The sequence below is a fragment of the Polaromonas sp. genome (assembly GCF_012927415.1).
In the GTDB taxonomy this organism is placed as follows: domain Bacteria; phylum Pseudomonadota; class Gammaproteobacteria; order Burkholderiales; family Burkholderiaceae_C; genus Polaromonas.
In genome coordinates this window covers 24086-41530 of sequence record NZ_JABBPF010000167.1, presented here as the reverse complement: position 1 = coordinate 41530, position 17445 = coordinate 24086, and the positions used below count along the sequence as shown (strand labels likewise).

At 61.4% G+C, this 17445-nt stretch carries 14 protein-coding genes; 11 read left to right on the top strand and 3 right to left on the bottom strand.

All coding sequences use genetic code 11. From position 1 onward, the window contains the following. The first annotated feature begins 422 nt into the window (after positions 1-422). The 11 genes from HHJ19_RS14270 (at position 423) to HHJ19_RS14220 (ending at position 12175) form a co-directional block, all read left to right on the top strand. Positions 423-1829: a TolC family protein gene (locus tag HHJ19_RS14270; RefSeq protein WP_296908480.1), complete on the top strand. Its 1407-nt coding sequence runs from the start codon at positions 423-425 to the stop codon at positions 1827-1829. Then, positions 1826-2797 (top strand): HlyD family secretion protein, encoded by a 972-nt coding sequence (locus tag HHJ19_RS14265; protein ID WP_296908478.1) that lies wholly within the window; start codon positions 1826-1828, stop codon positions 2795-2797. The genes HHJ19_RS14270 and HHJ19_RS14265 overlap by 4 nt, the downstream gene beginning before the upstream one ends. A gap of 22 nt (positions 2798-2819) precedes the next feature. After that, positions 2820-4004 carry an ABC transporter permease gene (locus tag HHJ19_RS14260; RefSeq protein ID WP_296908477.1) on the top strand — a complete coding sequence of 395 codons (1185 nt, stop codon included), beginning with the start codon at positions 2820-2822 and terminating at the stop codon, positions 4002-4004. Further along, positions 4004-5134 (top strand): ABC transporter permease, encoded by a 1131-nt coding sequence (locus HHJ19_RS14255; protein ID WP_296908476.1) that lies wholly within the window; start codon positions 4004-4006, stop codon positions 5132-5134. The genes HHJ19_RS14260 and HHJ19_RS14255 overlap by 1 nt, the downstream gene beginning before the upstream one ends. A 113-nt stretch (positions 5135-5247) precedes the next feature. Continuing rightward, positions 5248-6681 (top strand): aldehyde dehydrogenase family protein, encoded by a 1434-nt coding sequence (locus tag HHJ19_RS14250; protein WP_296908490.1) that lies wholly within the window; start codon positions 5248-5250, stop codon positions 6679-6681. Positions 6682-6959: 278 nt separating this feature from the next. Further along, positions 6960-7259, top strand: coding sequence for a hypothetical protein (locus HHJ19_RS14245; protein ID WP_296908474.1), 300 nt, complete (start codon positions 6960-6962; stop codon positions 7257-7259). A gap of 46 nt (positions 7260-7305) precedes the next feature. Continuing rightward, complete coding sequence (locus HHJ19_RS14240) at positions 7306-8067, top strand: SDR family oxidoreductase (RefSeq protein WP_296908472.1); 762 nt, start codon at positions 7306-7308, stop codon at positions 8065-8067. 256 nt (positions 8068-8323) lie between these two features. Next, positions 8324-9454, top strand: a complete 1131-nt coding sequence (gene moaA / locus HHJ19_RS14235) for a GTP 3',8-cyclase MoaA (protein WP_296908488.1) — start codon at positions 8324-8326, stop codon at positions 9452-9454. Between the two features lie 143 nt (positions 9455-9597). Continuing rightward, positions 9598-10242: a molybdenum cofactor guanylyltransferase MobA gene (mobA, locus tag HHJ19_RS14230; RefSeq protein ID WP_296908470.1), complete on the top strand. Its 645-nt coding sequence runs from the start codon at positions 9598-9600 to the stop codon at positions 10240-10242. A gap of 8 nt (positions 10243-10250) precedes the next feature. Next, entirely contained in the window at positions 10251-11606 is a 1356-nt protein-coding gene (gene glp / locus HHJ19_RS14225; protein ID WP_296908467.1) for a gephyrin-like molybdotransferase Glp, read from the top strand. An 11-nt stretch (positions 11607-11617) separates the two neighbouring features. Then, positions 11618-12175: a GNAT family N-acetyltransferase gene (locus HHJ19_RS14220; RefSeq protein ID WP_296908465.1), complete on the top strand. Its 558-nt coding sequence runs from the start codon at positions 11618-11620 to the stop codon at positions 12173-12175. Between the two features lie 25 nt (positions 12176-12200). Here HHJ19_RS14220 and HHJ19_RS14215 read toward each other — a convergent pair whose 3' ends face one another. From HHJ19_RS14215 to rnhA, 3 genes are all read right to left on the bottom strand, one after another. Further along, a complete protein-coding gene (locus HHJ19_RS14215; RefSeq protein WP_296908463.1) occupies positions 12201-15371 on the bottom strand; it encodes an efflux RND transporter permease subunit in 3171 nt (1056 codons plus the stop codon). Between the two features lie 59 nt (positions 15372-15430). After that, the gene (locus tag HHJ19_RS14210) at positions 15431-16774 is read right to left on the bottom strand and encodes an efflux RND transporter periplasmic adaptor subunit (RefSeq protein ID WP_296908461.1); all 1344 of its coding nucleotides are present in this window, start codon (positions 16772-16774) and stop codon (positions 15431-15433) included. A gap of 192 nt (positions 16775-16966) precedes the next feature. Then, the gene (gene rnhA, locus HHJ19_RS14205) at positions 16967-17443 is read right to left on the bottom strand and encodes a ribonuclease HI (protein ID WP_296908459.1); all 477 of its coding nucleotides are present in this window, start codon (positions 17441-17443) and stop codon (positions 16967-16969) included. Between the last annotated feature and the right edge of the window lie 2 nt (positions 17444-17445).

Here is a 17445-nt window from a genome sequence, read left to right as displayed (position 1 = left end):
GCGGGTTTTTTCATAATGCTACCTGCCACAAATAAATTTCGTTTCGCTTTCAGATGTCATTTTTTAAATCGCCAGATAACTGCAGCTATAGCCCCTTTTTTTGATGAACTCGGTACTTAAAGAGCGGGGAGCAAAAGAAAAAAAGCAGATGAAGGAATTGATTGTTCGCCAGGCTTAAACGCTAAATTTTTAGACCTTACGAATACGCAACTGCATCGCTTGAGCGACCGTCTTTTTGCATGCTTGCGCCCATTTGCACACGATATTTCAAATGCAGATCAAGCCAAATTCACTTTTTTCCTGCCATCGCCACGGACGAAGTTTTTTTAAAATTCTCCATAGCTTAAGGACGGGCAAAAAAAGGTGAATGGCATACTGCCTTTTGACAACAAAACCCAGTAACTCAACGCAATCCTGGCACCATGAATTCACCCTGCTTCCTGCTGACAGCCACGCTGTGCCTGGTGACCTGCGCGCCGGTCAAGGCCCAGCCGCAGGCCATGACTTTTGAAACCGCCTGGGAGCGCGTCAAGAGCAGCTCTGACCAGCTGGCTGCGGCGCAGGCTGCCGTGGACGGCAAGCGTCTGCAGGCTCAGGCGCTCCAGGGTCTGGGTGGCCCCGTCGTGAGCTTGTCAGCGGCGGCCTATGCCTACAACGCCAATCTTGATGTCAACCTCGATCCGGTCAACCAGCGGCTGACGCAAATCAGCCAGCAGTTGCCGATTCCCCTGCAAAACCTGCCGATTCCGCTGCCCGTGCCGCAGTTCCCTGCCAGCTACACCTTCAACCGGCATGACACTGGCACCACTAAATCCATCTCGGCCGTGTGGCCGATTTACGCGGGCGGTGCCAGTGATGCGGTGAGGGGCTTTGTCGCCGCCCAGGGCAGCGAAGCGCGCGCCGACGCCGACAAGACAGGACATGAACTGGCAACCCTTTTGGTTCAGCGCTATTTCGGCGCGCAACTCGCTGGCAAAGTGGCGGCGCTCCGGCAGGCGGCGCTGGACGACATCCGCGAGCATGATGCCGCCACCGCCAAAATGCTGTCGGCTGGCGTGATCTCCCGGGTGGAGCGGCTGCAGGCGCAGGCGGCGTACGAGGAAGCCAGACGCAACGCCCTCAAGGCGCAGGATGAAGCCGAACTGGCCTCGATTGCGCTGGCCCGCACCGTCAAGTCTGAAACTATCGTCAAGCCCGAAACACCGCTTTTTGTGCTCACCGAGGCGATCGAACCGCTGCCTCATTTTCTGGAGCAGGCCCTGCTGAGGCACCCAGGCCTGGCCCGGGTCAATGCAAAAAAATCACAGGCGGAGCAACTGCACCAGGGTCAGGAAGCGCTTCGAAAACCACAGTTGTTTGCCTTTGGGCAGCGCGAACTGAAAACCGGCCATGCCAACTGGATCGGCGGCCTGGGCGTGCGCTGGACGCTGTTTGATGCGGTGGACCGCAACGCGCTGGCCGCCGCATCAAACAAGCAGATCGAGCAGGCTGAACGCAGCGAAGCGCAGGCGCGCAGCGACATTGGCCTGCTGGTCGAAAAAAACTGGCGCAGCGTGGAACAGACGCGCCAGCAGTTTTTGGCCACCGCCGCCGGCGTGGCGCTTTCGCGTGAAATGTTGCGGCTGCGCACGGCGGCACTGCGTGAAGGCACCGGAACGGCACTGGAACTGATTGACGCCGAGGTCAACCAGGCCAAGGTTGAAACAGAACGCGCGCAGGTCGCCTACGACTACGTGGTGGCGCTGGCCCGCCTGCTAGAGAGCTGCGGGCTATCTGAAGAGTTCGGCCGGTACATAGCGCGCGCCGACATGAAAGTGATGTCACCATGAACAAGAAAAATATCGGCATCGCCGTTGCAGCGGCCGCAGTGGCTGCCTTGCTGGCTGATGGAGTCTGGCGCGCGTCCCTGCCGCCGCCAGCGGTATTCCAGGGCCAGATGGAAGCCCGGGAAACCGATATTGCGCCCAAAGTCACGGCCCGAATTGCCGAAGTGCTGGTGCAAGAAGGCGATCAGATTGCGGCCGGCGCAACGCTGATGCGCACCGACAGCCCCGAAGTTGCCGCCAGGCTGGCGCAAGCCACCGCCGCGCAGCAAGCGGCTCAGGCTGTTGCCGACAAGGCACAAAACGGCGCTCGGCCGCAAGAGCTGGAGATGGCCAGACTGCAATGGCAGCGCGCGCAGGCCGCCGCCGCCCTCGCCCAGACCTCCTTCAGACGCGTTGACGGCCTGGCCAGGGAAGGGCTGGTGGCTGCGCAAAAACGTGACGAAGCCGAAGCCAACTTCACAACTTCGCGCGACCAGGCGGCCACCGCCAGGGCGCAGTACGACATGGCGCGCATCGGCGCCCGCCCCGAGGACAAGGCGGCAGCCAATGCGCAGGCTCGTCAGGTCGCGGGAGTGGTGGCCGAAGCAGAGGCCGCCAAAGCCGAGACCGAACTCAGGAGTCCGGTAGCGGGCGAAGTCGCAAAGGTGCTGGCCAGGGTCGGCGAACTTTCGCCGCAGGGCGTGGCGGTGGTGACCGTGGTCGATCTGAAAGACCAGTGGGTGGTACTCAACGTGCGCGAAGACCACTTGCAGCGCTTCGCCAAAAATACCGAGTTTGATGCCGTGTTGCCCGCACTGGGCAACAAAGCCGTCCGTTTCAAGGTCTTCTACAGCGCCGCACTGCCCGACTTCGCCACCTGGCGCGCCACCCGCGACGGCCAGGGCTTTGACGCGCGCACCTTTGAAGTCCGCGCCAGACCCGCCGCCCCGATTGAGGGCGCGCGTCCAGGCATGAGTGTGCTGGTTCAATGAGCCGCCCGCCGCGCGACTGAAAATGGGATTTGCTCAGGCATTCGCCACCAGCGCGCGCCGGGAAGCCGACTGGCTGAAGCGCAGCCGCTGGGATCTGGCGATGATTTCATGGGTGCCGTTGCTGGCCGTGGCGTTCCTCTGGTGGACCTTCTCGGCCGGCCTGCCCAACCGCTTGCCGATTGGCGTGATGGACCAGGATCACTCTGCCCTTTCGCGCCAGCTGATCCGCTTTCTGCAGGCCACGCCCGGTCTGCAGGTGGTGCGGCCTTATGGCAACACCGCCGAAGTCACACAGGCCATGCGCCGCGCGGAAGTCTATGCGGTCGTCAGCATTCCGCCCGACTTTGCGCGCAGTCTCAAGCAGGGCCGGGCCGCGCAGGTCACGCTGCTGCACAACGCCCAGCTGGGCACGCATTCGAGCCTGATCCAGCGCGATGTACGCAGCGCCGTCGGCACGCTGTCGGCCGGCGTAGAGCTGGCGGCGCGCAACAAGCGAGGCGAGCCGGCGCTGGCCACGCAAGTCTCGATGGAGCCCATCAAGACCAGCCTGGTGACACTGTTCAATCCTTCCCTCAACTACGAGCAGTTCCTGGCCGCCGCGTTGATTCCTGCAATGCTGCACATCCTGGCGATGACCGCTGGGGCCTGGGCCGTGGGCAGGGAACTGCGTGACCGGACCGTGGCCGACTGGCTGGGCCCGCAAACCGGATGGGGCAACACGGCGGCGGCGTTGCTGGGTAAATTACTCTGCCCTTGGCTGGGTTTGGGCACGGTCGGCACGCTGTCCATGCTCTGGTTGACGCTTGGTCGTGGCTGGCATCCGCCGGGCTCGCTTGCCTGGGTCCAACTGGCGTTGTGGACCTTTCTCGCACTGTCGCTGGCGATGGGCGCGTTGGCGTCAAGCGCCACACGTTCGCTGCGCACGGCCTTGTCGACCACAGGCTTTATCACCGCGCCGGCGTTTGCCTTTGGTGGCGTGGCTTTTCCCCTGCAGTCCATGCCGGCGCTGGCGAGAGGCTGGGCCGAACTGCTGCCTTACACCCATTACATCCGCCTGCAGATGGAACAGTTGCAAATGGCCGCACCCCTGGCTTATTCGGCGCCAGTCCTCATAGCGCTTGCATTAACAACGATTGTTTTAGGCGCATTTTGTGTCCCGTTTCTGACCCGCTGTGCCGGCCAGCCTGAAACCTGGGGAGGCCGTTGATGCAGGCGCAAAGCAGCGTCTGGCGGGCCTGGGTGGATACGCTCAAAACCATTGCCGCTGACAAAGGCGTGTTGCTGCTCATCGCGATTGCGCCGGTGATTTACGGGTTTTTCTACCCCTGGCCGTATTCCAAACAAGCCGTCACGCGCGTGCCGGTGGCCGTGGTGGACTACGACCACAGCAACCTGTCGCGCCAGATCACCCGTTTTGCCCAGGCCAGCCCGCGCCTCGAAGTGCGCATGGTCATCGGCGACGAACGCCAGGCCCGGCAAGCCTTGTGGCACGGCGAGATTGAGGGCTACGCCATATTGCCCAGAAACCTCAAGCGTGATGTGCTGCGCGGCAATGCCGCAGTGGTCACCGTGGAAGCCAACGGCAGTTACGCCCTGCTCAACAAGGCGGTGCTGTCCGGCTTTGCCGAAGCGGTCGGCACCGTCTCGGCCGACGTGGAAATCAGAAAACTCCAGGCCAGCGGCCAAAGTGCGCAGCAAGCCCAGGCCAGCCGCAACCCCGTCAACACCCAGATGGTGGCCCTGTTCAACCCAACCGAAGGCTACGGCAGCTACGTGGTGCCTGCGGTAGCCCTGTTAATCATCCAGCAGACGCTGTTGATGGGCGTGGGCATGCTGGTCGGACTATGGGTTGAAACCGGCAAGCACCGCGCCGACGCGGCGACCTGGCTGGGTCGCATCCTCGGGTTTTCGACCGCCGGCTACCTCAGCGGCCTGCTCTACTTTGGCTGGATTTTCTGGGCTCAGGATTTCCCGCGCGGCGCCAACACGGGCGGCGCACTGCTCTTGCTGGCCTTCTACATTCCGGCTATCTGCACGCTGGGCGCCTTGCTGGGCGTATGGTTTGGCAACCGCGAAAGAGCCTTGCAGGTGCTGCTGTTCACGGCTTTGCCCATGGCCTTTGTGTCCGGTTTTTCATGGCCTGCAGAAGCCCTGCCGGCGCTGCTGCAAGCCCTGCGCTGGCTATTTCCGAGCACGGCGGGCATTCAGGCCTCGCTCAGGCTCAACCAGATGGGCGCGCCGGTGACCGATGTCGCAGGCTGCCTGCTGATTTTGGCGGCACTGGCTGCCTCGGCCGGCTGGCTTTTGCTTCGTGTTGCACGCCCGGAAAAATCCTGAATGCTATTTTATTTATGGCGTTTTTCACCCGCTCATAAAACGCCACCGTCATTTTCTTCACTGAAATACCTGTGACTTCATGGATGACGCCGGTTTGACGCAAAATCATGGGCATGCAGTTCAACTACATCGCCAACGCCTCCGTTCCTTCTTCTTCGGGCAAAACCATTCCTGTAGTGGACCCGTCCGACGGCCAGGTCTTCGACGAAATTCAGCGCAGCAACGCCCATGACATCGACGTTGCGGTGCGCAGTGCCCGCGATTGCCTCGAACTGCTCTGGAGCCGGCTGACTGCGGTGGAACGTGGCCGGCTGCTGATGCGCTTGGCCGTCAAGGTCGCCGAACATGCCGAAGAGCTGGCGCTGATCGAGCAGCGCGACTGCGGCAAACCGGGCAAACAGGCCAGGGCCGATGCGGCCGCACTGGCACGTTATTTCGAGTTTTACGCGGGGGCCTGCGACAAGCTGCACGGCGAGACGATTCCCTACCTGGAAGGCTACAGCGTGATGACCTGGCGCGAGCCGCATGGCATCACCGGCCACGTTATTCCCTGGAACTACCCGATGCAGATTTTTGGCCGTAGCGTGGGCGGCGCGCTGGCCGCGGGCAATGTCTGCGTCGTTAAACCGGCGGAAGACGCCTGCCTGTCGCTGCTTCGCGTGGCCGAGCTGGCCACCGAAGTGGGTTTTCCGGCCGGGGCCATCAACATTGTCACCGGCTACGGCCATGAAGTCGGCGACGCGCTGGCGCGCCATCCCGGTATCGACCACATCAGTTTTACCGGCAGTCCCACGGTGGGCACGCTGATCCAGCAGGTCGCCGCCGAGCGCCATTGCCCGGTAACGCTGGAGCTGGGTGGAAAAAGTCCACAAATTGTGTTTGGCGATGCCGATCCGGAGCTGGCACTGCCCGCCATCGTCAACGCCATTGTGCAAAACGCCGGGCAGACCTGCTCGGCCGGCTCGCGCCTGTTGGTGGAGCAATCAATTTACGAGCCGCTACTGGAGCAGCTGGGCCAGGCATTTGAAGCCCTGCGTGTCGGGCCGGCCGCCATGGATCTGGACGTTGGCCCCCTGATCCGGCAAAGCCAGCAGCAGCGCGTCTGGGATTTCCTGAGCGATGCGCAGGTCGCGGGCATTCCCATGGTGGCGCAAGGCCAGATTGTTGACGAAGCGCCGGAAACAGGCTTTTACCAGGCGCCCACGCTGCTGCGCGACGTGCCGGTGACACACCGGCTGGCGCAGGAAGAAGTGTTCGGGCCGGTGCTGTGCGCCATGAGTTTTCGGGACGAAGACCATGCGGTCGAACTGGCCAACGCCACGCAGTTCGGCCTGGTCGCCGGAATCTGGACGCGCGACGGTGCGCGCCAGTTCCGCATGGCCAGGCGCGTAAAAAGCGGCCAGGTCTTCATCAATAACTATGGCGCGGGCGGTGGCGTGGAACTGCCTTTTGGCGGCGTGAAGTCATCGGGTTATGGGCGCGAGAAAGGCTTTGAAGCGCTGTATGGCTTTACCACGCTGAAGACGGTGGCGATCCGGCATGGTTAGGGATTTGCCGGGACCTACGAAAAAGCGTACTATTTATTGGTGAATATCGTTATCGCCGCTCAAGTCCGCGCCAATTTGCATTGGCTGATTGACGACAGCGCTGTCCCGCATCAGCCGGTCATCACCAAGCGCACCCGCCCTTCAGCGCTGCTGACTTCGGCCGCAGACCGGGCCTCGGTTCCGGAAACGCTTTTTCTCAAATCCGTTGCAGAAACGCGTAAGCGGACTGTTGTAGGCTCGAATACGCCGGTGAACAACTGTGAGACGGAGCTGGTCTGGTGAGTCAGTCGCCTTTGCAACTGGTTTACACCACGCAGGCCCGCAAAGACGCCAAAAACCTGACTCTTTCAGGGCTTCAACTTGACGCACTCGATCTGCTGCTGAACGTCCTGTTCCAATTCTTTTCAAACGTCGCTGCCTCTCAAAAAGCCGGGCGGTGCTTGGGGGGAAGGCTTTACAACCAGCGCCTGGATGCCCAGTCCCGTCCGGTCTACAAAATCATTGAGTCATCGCACCACCTCAAGTTTCTGCGCGTGCGGACACGTTACGAGCAAAACCGGGCTCCAGTCCAATATTAATGGTCATAAGCAGCTATCAAATACGTAGCAGGAAAGAAATTCAAAAATGCGACTGAAAAATAAATCAATTATCGTGACCGGTTCCGGCGGCGGCATCGGTGAAGGCATTGCCCGGCGGCTGGCGGCCGAAGGCGCAAACGTCATCGTGAACGACATTAATGCAGCGATGGGAGAAAAGGTAGTGGCCGCCATTGTCAAGGCCGGAGGCACCGCATCCTTCTTCGCCGCTGACGTCACAAAATCGGCTGAAGTCAAGGCGCTGGTTGAGGCTGCAGTGCAGCGCTACGGCAAGCTCGACGTGATGGTCAACAACGCTGGCTGGACACATCGCAATCAGCCCGCTCTGGACGTCAGCGAAGAGGATTTTGACAAGTGCTACGCCATCAACGTCAAGAGCATTTACCTCGCCACCATTCATGCAACGCCGGTGTTTCGCGCGCAGGGCGGCGGCAGTTTCATCAATATTGCGTCGACCGCCGGGGTGCGACCCAGGCCGGGACTGACCTGGTACAACGGCTCCAAGGGCGCGGTCATCACCACCTCCAAGTCGCTGGCGGCCGAACTCGGGCCCGACAACATTCGCGTCAACTGCATCAACCCGGTGTTCAACCCCGACACCGGTTTGTCGGCCGAATTTGCCGGCGGACCGCTGGACGAGGAGCGCAAAGCGCGGTTTCGGGCCAGCATTCCGCTGGGCCGCTTCTCTACGGCGCTGGACGTGGCGAATGCGGCGCTTTACCTGGCCAGCGACGAGGCTGACTTCATCAGCGGCGTGTGCATCGAGGTGGACGGAGCACGCTGTGTGTGAAGGGCCCCCACGCTCGCCCACCGCGTGTGGCTCGCTGCCCCCCGAGGGGGCGCTGCGCCTGCGGCCCGGCCAAGCCGGTTCCGCAGCCCCTGCTGGCTAAAACACAAAGGTCTGATTTTCTTTGGGCTGGCCCAGCGAAAAACCAATGCCCTTGCACAAATCCCGTGGCAATTACATGCGGCGCCTGGGGATAAGGCCGCATTTTTGCCGCCCCGGGCCGGCCAATGGAGTAGATTCCATGATCGAGCATTCATTCATGACAGACACACCCAAAAAAATCATTCCACTGGCGGATATTCGCTATGCCAGCCGCGTGCCGCCGATTCCCGCCGGGCTTTCGGCTCCGACCGGCCTGCTCAGCGACACGCTAGGCCGGCCGCTGCGTGACCTGCGCATCAGCGTAACGGACCGCTGCAACTTCCGCTGCAACTACTGCATGCCGCGCGAGGTATTTGACAAGGACTATGCCTTTTTGCCGCAAAGCTCGCTGCTGAGTTTTGAAGAAATCACCCGGCTGGCGAAGATTTTTGTCGCGCACGGCGTTGAAAAGATTCGGCTCACCGGCGGCGAACCGTTGCTGCGCAAGCACCTCGAAGTGCTCATCGGGATGCTCGCGAAACTGCAAACTCCCGCAGGCAAACCGCTTGACATCACGCTGACCACCAACGGCTCGCTGCTCGCCAAAAAAGCCCGTTCGTTGAAAGACGCCGGGCTGCAGCGCGTGACCGTGAGTCTGGATGCGCTGGACGACAGCATCTTTCGGCGCATGAACGACGCGGATTTTCCGGTGGCTGATGTGCTTCAAGGCCTTGAAGTGGCACGGGAGGTCGGTCTGGCCCCCGTCAAGGTCAACATGGTGGTCAAGCGCGGCACCAACGACGCCGAAATTCTGCCGATGGCCCGCCACTTCCGTAATTCCGGTGTGGTGCTGCGCTTTATCGAATATATGGACGTAGGCGCCACCAACGGCTGGCGCATGGACGAGGTATTGCCCTCGGCGCAGGTCATTGAACGCCTCAATGCCGAGTTTCCTTTGGTGGCGATAAATCCGAACTACAGCGGCGAGACGGCGGGGCGCTGGCGCTATGCCGATGGCGCGGGCGAGATCGGCGTGATCAGCAGCGTGACACAGGCTTTTTGCGGCGAGTGCAACCGGGCACGGCTGTCCACCGAAGGCAAACTGTTTTTGTGCCTGTTTGCCAGTCAGGGCCACGACTTGCGCGCCCTGCTTCGCAGCAATTATGCTGACGAGCAGATTACGGCAGCAATAGGCCCGATCTGGCAGGCGCGAAGCGACCGTTATTCGGAACTGCGCGCCGCCCTGCCGCCAGACGCCAGCCCGGCAGGTGGCACAAAGCGCGTTGAAATGAGTTATATCGGAGGCTGAATATGGCCGCCACGCTTGTCGCATCACGTACTGCGCGGTCCGCCAGAGGCGCTGCTGCGCCAGCGGCCCGGCGAAGCCGGTTCCGCGGCCCTGGCCGCTGAGCCATTGCTCCGCGGTTGATGCAAAATTTTCAGGGAATTTTGATGACTATGAATATGACGACTCCCTTGCATGCCGAAGCCATCACCGGCGTGATTCTGGCTGGCGGCAGAGGTTCGCGCATGGGCGGCGCGGACAAGGGTCTGCAAAACTTCAACGGCGTGCCGCTGGCCCTGCACACGCTGATGCGGCTGTCACCCCAAGTGGGCGAAATCATGGTCAATGCCAACCGCAACCTGGCCGCATACGAATCCTTCGGCGTGCCGGTCTGGCCTGACAGTACCGGGTTGGGCGAATACGCCGGTCCGCTGGCCGGCTTCATGACGGCGCTAGAGCGCTGTGAAACGCCCTACCTGCTCACCGTTCCCTGTGACACGCCGCTGTTTCCTGCCGATCTGGTGGCCCGGATGGCAGCGGCTTTTGCCCGGGAAGACGCCGATTTTGCGGTCGCCGCCGCGCCTGAGGAAGACGGCCAATTGCGGCCGCAGCCGGTGTTTTGCCTGATGCGCATCGGCATGCTGGAAAGCCTGATGCAATTTACGCAAGCGGGCGGCCGCAAAATCGACGCCTGGACGGGACAGCATAAAACCGTCAGTGTGCCCTTCAATGCACCTGGCGACGACGAGCGCGCGTTTTTTAATGCCAACACGCTGGCCGAGCTGCATCAGCTCGAATCCCGGCTCGACTAGTGCTTGCCGTGAAAACACTCCATCAGATTGCTTCCGAACTGCAGGGCTACGACCCGCAAGCCATGTCTGCTGCGGATGTCCAGGCCTTCCTGTCCAAACTGGTGACGCCGGTTCAGGATGCTGTCGAACTGCCCTTGCTCGAGTCACTCGGGCGGATACTGGCGGAGGATGTGATTTCGCCGTTTGATGTGCCGCCGCACGACAACTCGGCGATGGACGGCTATGCGTTTGACGGCGCGCAACTGACACAAAACACCGCGCTTGAGCTTGCTGTGATGGGCACGGCGTTTGCGGGCAAGGCGTGGCAAGGCAGCGGCGGCCCGGTCATCCCCGGCCAGTGCGTCAAGATCATGACGGGCGCCATCATGCCGCAGGGTCTGGACACGGTGGTTCCGCAGGAGTTCGTGACGCTGAAGCTGTCCGGAGAGTCTGGCAGCATCAGCATTCCGGCCGGCCTGCTGCGCGCCGGTGACAACCGCCGCCTGCGTGGCGAAGACCTCGCGCAGGGTAAGGCGGCGCTTCATAAGGGTGAGTTGATAACACCCGCTCGGCTGGGACTGGCGGCTTCTTTAGGCCTTAAAACAGTGAAAACCTGGCGGCCGCTGCGCATCGCCTATTTTTCCACCGGCGACGAGATTTTGTCGCTCGGTGAAGCGCCGCGCGAAGGTGCCGTCTACGACAGCAACCGCTACACCGTCTTTGGAATGCTGAGCCGCCTTGGTTGCCAGATTGTCGACCTGGGCGTCGTCCCCGACGAACCCGCGAAGCTGGAGGCGACATTTACCCATGCGGCGAAGCTTTGCGACGCCATCATCACCTCCGGCGGCGTCAGTGTGGGCGAAGCCGACCACACTAAAGCCCTCATGAAAAAGCTCGGTGATGTGGCTTTCTGGCGTATCGCGATGCGGCCAGGTCGCCCCATGGCCGTGGGTCGAATCTTATCAGTCAAATCAGCCTCAGCTCCATTTAATACGGCCTCAGTTAGCTATAATAAATATAGCAAACACGCTTCCACCATTCTCTTTGGCTTGCCGGGCAATCCGGTGGCCGTCATGGTCACCTTCCTGGCTTTTGTGCGCCCCGCCCTGCTGCAGATGATGGGAGCCAACCCGGAGCCCGTGCTGCTGCTCAAGGCACGCAGCCTTGAGCCCATCCGCAAGAAGCCCGGCCGGACCGAATACCAGCGCGCACGGGTATCGGCCGCGCCTGATGGTTCGCTGCAGGTCAAGACCACCGGCAGCCAGGGCTCGGGCGTGCTGCGTTCGATGGCCGAGGCCAACGGCCTGATGGTGCTGCACCATGCCCAGGGCAATGTAGCCGCAGGCGATGAGGTCAGCGTGATGATGTTCGACGGCGTGGGCTGACCGCGCAAGACATGCAGCCAAAAAACATCATTCACTCCCATTACATTCATCGTCTGGAGACCGCAACCGACACTCTGGTGCAGGCGCTTGCCAGGTTGCTCATCGATTGTGTGGAAGGTGGGGCATCGGTAAGTTTCATGCACCCTCTGCCGGCATCCAGGGCGCTGGCGTTCTGGCGCTTTGTGCTGGATGGTGTCGCCCGCGGCGAGCGCGCGCTGCTGGTGGCGGAGGACGCCACGGGCATCGTGGGAACGGTGCAATTGGTGTTGAGTCAGCCCGAAAACCAGGCGCACTGCGCCGGCCTGTCAAAGATGCTGGTGCATCGCCGGGCGCGACGCCGCGGGCTGGGCGCAGCGCTGGTACAGGCAGCCGAGCACCTCGCGTGTGAATGTGGCAAATCATTGCTGGTGCTCGACACTGCCAGCGGCGAAGCGGAACGGCTCTATGTACGGCTCGGTTGGCAGCGCTGCGGTGTGATTCCCGGCTATGCATTGCTGCCCCAGGGCGGGCTGTGCGACACCACTTTTTTTTATCGGACGCTTCACGCCCCTGAGCCGCCCACTCGATAGCGCCTTAAACCTGCGCGGAACCCTTTTACTTGATAACCGGGAAGCCGTCCGGGTGCGGCACTGCTTGCTCTTTTGCAACCGCCCTGTTAGCCCCCGGCACGCTCTTCCGGGCAAACAGCGTGTACATGGTAGGCACGACAAACACGGTCAGCAAGGTCCCGAGAGACATGCCGCCGACGATGACCCAGCCAATCTGGGTGCGGCTTTCAGCTCCCGCGCCATGCGCCAGCGCCAGCGGCAAGGCACCCAGTACCATGGCGCCGGTCGTCATCAGGATAGGACGCAGCCGCTGGGAAGACGCCTTCACCAGCGCGTCAGTCATCTCCATGCCCTGCACGCGCAACTGGTTGGTGAACTCGACGATCAAAATACCGTGTTTGGTGATCAGCCCGACTAGCGTGATCAGCCCGATCTGTGAATAGACGTTGAGCGAGCCGCCGCTCCACTTCAGCGCCAGCAATGCGCCAATCATCGACAGCGGCACCGACAGCATGATCACCAGCGGGTCGATTAAACTCTCGCACTGCGCGGACAGCACCCGTAAAATAACCCCCAGCGCCACCACAAACACTCTGGCCCGCGCGCCCGGCGAGTCCCGGACCCCGCGCGACGTACCGTTCAGGTCGGTGCTGTAGCCAGTCTTCATTACCTTTGTCGCCGTCTGGTCCATGAACTTCAATGCCTCCCCGAGAGAGTAGTCAGGCGCCAGGCTGGCGGTGATGGACACCGAGCGACGCTGTCCGAAATGGTTCAGTTCGCGCGGCGAGACGCTTTCCTGAACCTTGACCAGACTTGACAGCGGGATCATCGCGTCGACGCCGCCTTTCTGGCCCCTGACATAGATTCGATCAATGTCCTCCGGGGTGGTTCTACCGCTGGCCTCGGTCTGCACGATCACGTCATACTGTTCGGCATCGCGCTTGTAACGCGTCACGTTGCGCCCACCCAGCAGCATTTCAATGGCTTTGGCGACCACCTGGACGCTTACCCCGAGATCGGCCGCCCTATCGCGTTCCACCTCAATGCGCAGTTCGGGTTTGTTCAGCCGCAAATCCACGTCGGGCGACATGATGCCCGGGTTTTTGGCAATCTCGTCGAGCATCTGGCGCACCACTCCATTAAGGTTCTGGTAGCTGTCAGAGGTCTGAATTACGAAATTGAGCGGACGCTCGCGAAAGCCCTGACCGAGGGACGGGGGCGTGATGGGAAAGGCCGTCACGCCGGGCAAGGCATTGAACTTCGGCTGCAGCTCACGCGCCATCTCCATGGTCGAGCGACTGCGCTCATCCCAGTCCACAGTGCGGTAGACCACGCTGGCCTGCGCGACCGTCGGGTTGCCGACGTTGGCGAAGATACGGTCAAACTCCTTGAACGGCTGGCCCATTTTTTCGAGCGCCTGAGCGTAGCGGTTGGTGTACTCCAGTGTCGAGCCGTCAGGCGCGTTGACGCTTGCCAGGATCACTCCGCGGTCTTCCATTGGCGAGAGTTCCTGCTTCATGGTGGGAAACACCAGCACGATGCCGACGGCGCTGAGCGCCATGATGGCAAGCACAATCCAGCGCGCCTGAAACACGAGGGCCTTCAAACGCTGATTGCCGCTTCGGCCCCCGGCGCGCGGCTGGTGGCGCGCGGTCACTATCCAGCGCAGGAAAACGCCGTAGCGCTCGGAAATACCTGTCAGCATGCGCTCCATGGTGCGGTCAAAACGGTTGGGCCTGGGGTTGTGCTTGAGCAACTGGGTGCACAGCATCGGCGTGAGAGTCAGCGCCACAAGCCCCGACACCACCACGGCGCCCGCCAGCGCCAGCGCAAACTCCACGAACAACCGGCCGGTTCGCCCCGGCGTGAAAGCCAGCGGCGCATATACCGCGACCAGCGTGGCCGTCATGGTGACGATGGCAAAACCGATTTCACGCGCACCCTTGATACCGGCTGAAAACGGGTCCATGCCTTCTTCGATATGGCGAAAAATGTTCTCCAGCATGACGATGGCATCGTCCACCACCAGCCCGATGGCCAGCACCAGTGCCAGCAGCGTGAGCGTGTTGATGGTGAAGCCCGCCAGCGCCATCAGGGCAAAAGTGCCGATCAGACTCACCGGGATGGTGATGATGGGAATGATGGACGCGCGCAGCGTGCGCAGGAACACAAAAATGACCAGTGCGACCAGCAAAATAGCTTCAAATATGGTGCGGTAGACGTTCTTCACCGAGCGGTCGATGAAAACCGAGTTGTCATTGGCGATGTCAATCAAAAGATCGGACGGCAGGTCCGCTCTCAGTTTGGGAATGGCTTCCTGCACCCCTTTTGACAAATCAAGAGGGTTGGCGGTGGCCTGGCGGATGACGCCCACCGCGACTGCAGAACGCCCGTTCAGCCGAACTACGGTGCGCTCGTCAGCCGCGCCTTCCTGGACTCTTGCCACGTCGCGCACCTTGACCGAAAACCCGTTGATGTTCTTGATCACAATCTCGCCAAACTGCGCCGGCTTGATCAGATCGGTCTGGGACGTCACGCTGAATTCGCGCTGCTGCGACTCAATCCGGCCGGCTGGCAGCTCGAGATTGCTGCGGCTGATGGCATCTTCGACATCCTGCGTGGTCAGCTTGTAAGACGCTAGCTTGTCGGTGTCCAGCCAGACGCGCATGGCATATTTGCGCTCGCCGAAAATGCGCACATCCGCCACACCCGTCACAGTCTGCAGGCGCGGTTTGATGATACGGTTCACCAAATCGTTGATCTGCAGCGGTGTCATCGACTCACTGGAAAACGCCAGCTGAATCACAGGAAATGCGTCGGCCTCCACCTTGGCAATGACGGGCTCTTCAATCGATTGTGGCAGGCGGTTACGCACGCGCGAAGTGCGGTCGCGTACTTCGGCGGCGGCAGAGTCGGCATCTTTTTCAAGCCTGAAACGCACGCTGATCTGCGCTTGGTCAGCGCGGCTGATCGAGGTGATGACATCCACGCCATCAATGCCGGCAATGGAGTCTTCCAGCGGCTTGGTTACCTGCGACTCGATCACTTCTGCGGAAGCGCCTGCATAACGCACGCTTACTGTGACAACCGGCTCGTCAATCTTGGGATATTCGCGGACGGTAAGGCGGTTAAAGCTGACCGCCCCCACCAGCACGATGAGCAGCGACAGCACTGTGGCAAACACTGGACGGCGTATGGAAACTTCAGCGAGTTGCATCGGGGCTCATCTCGATATGTCAAATACTGATGTCATGGCTGGTCACGCTCGGAAACAGCTCAGGCAGGGTTGCGCTCTGTTGTCGACGCCGGCGCAATGCGATCAGTCCTGGAGGTGCTGCGCACGGGCACCAGACCGGTCGCAGCCTGGGAAATCACTGCGCCGCAGGGGTGGGCGCCCACCAGCGCGGGGGTAGCCGCAGTCTGTAAGGCCGGTGTAGCAACCGGCGCTACGACACCCGCTGACGGGCCGTTGGCGGCCGCGCGCGCTGGTCGGCCGGCGGCGAGGTCAACGACAGTCACTGCGGTGCCGTCTCGCTGCACGCGCTGGTGGCCCGCCGTGACCACGATGTCACCAGGCTTTAGCCCTTCGAGGATTTCCACCTTGCCCGGGCTGCGCAAACCCACCCTGACCTCAACCCGCTGCGTTGTCGGCGCAGCCGACGCGGCGGCGTTCAGCAGCTTGATGACAAACTGTTTTCCACCCTGCGGAATAATCGCTTCCTCCGGAATCACGCGTGCGTCGCCCTTCACGCCAAACACCGTATTGACCCGGGCAAACATGCCTGGGCGCAGCTGCGACTGACGGTTGTCGATACAGCCGCGGATACCGACGGAGCGGCCGTTGACGTCAATCAGCGGGTCAATCGCCTGAATCTGCGCCATGTACTGGCGGCCGGGTAACGCATCGATGTCAAGCATTGCCGTCTGGCCGCGCCTGAGCTTGCCTTGAAAGCGTTCAGGCAGCCGGTAGTCGACAAAAATGGCTTCTATGTCTTCAATATTGACGATGTCGGCGCCGTCCTTCAGGTAGTCACCCACATTGACCTGGCGAATGCCGGCAATGCCGTCAAACGGCGCGACGATTTTCAACCGTGCCGCCGTTGCTCTGGCCAGTGCGAGCTTGGCCTGCGCCACTTCGAGGTTGGCAGCGCTCTCATCCAGAGAACGCTGGCTGATGAAGTTTTGCGCCACCAGCTCCTGATTGCGCTTTTGGTTGGCCAGGGCTATCGAGAGTTCAGCCCGGCTTTGCTGCACTTGCGCCTGCTGCAACTGGTCGTCAAACTGCACCAGGACCTGCCCTTTGCGTACCCGCTGGCCGTCAGTGAAATTCAGTTGGGTAATGCGCCCGCCCACTTCGGGGCGCAACACCACACCCCTTCGCGAACGCAGGCTTCCGACTGCGCGCGTGTCGTCCGTGAGTTGGGCAAGCTCCACCCGCGCCACCTCTACCGAGGGCGGTTTTGCCGGCGTCGCAGCACCCAATGCCGCAGGTGCCGGAGCGCCCGATGAGGCCGTCACAAGACCGTCAGCGGGCTTGGGCTTTTGATACCACCATGCAGCGCCCGACGCCGCCGCAATACCTGCAACCGCGATCAGGGTGTAAATCACTTTTGGGGCCATGAAGGAGGTAGAAAAGTAACTTGTCAGAAAAGGAAATAAACACTCAATGTAGCAGGACAACGCCTTGACCGCTTGGCTTCGCCTGCACTGCCCGGACGCCTGTCCGCAGCTTTACAAAGGATTTATCAGGTGAAGGATGGCATCCTGCGCGGGAAGCCAAGCGCCGGGGGCACGCTTCCGTTCAACGATTGTTCAAAGGCGACCCAAGGCGCGCTCAACACCCTTGTTGGCCAGCGCATCGGCTCGTTCATTGCCCGGGTCGCCGTTGTGCCCCCTGACCCAACGCCAATCGATGGTGTGACCGCTGCTGACCAGCAGCGCATCCAGCCGTTGCCACAAATCAACATTTTTGACCGGCGCCTTGGCGGCCGTGCGCCAGCCCCTGGCCTTCCACCCGTGTATCCACTCGGTGATACCTTTGAGTACGTACTGGCTGTCGAGGTAAAGAGTGATGTTGCAGGGCCTTCTAAGCGCGGCCAGTGCCTCAATCACTGCGGTCATTTCCATGCGGTTGTTGGTGGTACCCAGCTCGCCGCCAAATAGTTCCTTTTCGGTGTCGCCCGTTGCCAGCAGCGCGCCCCAGCCACCGGGGCCAGGGTTTCCTTTGCATGCGCCATCCGTATGAATCACGACGTGTTGGGAAATAGCAGCTGGGTTCGAGTCGGTCATGG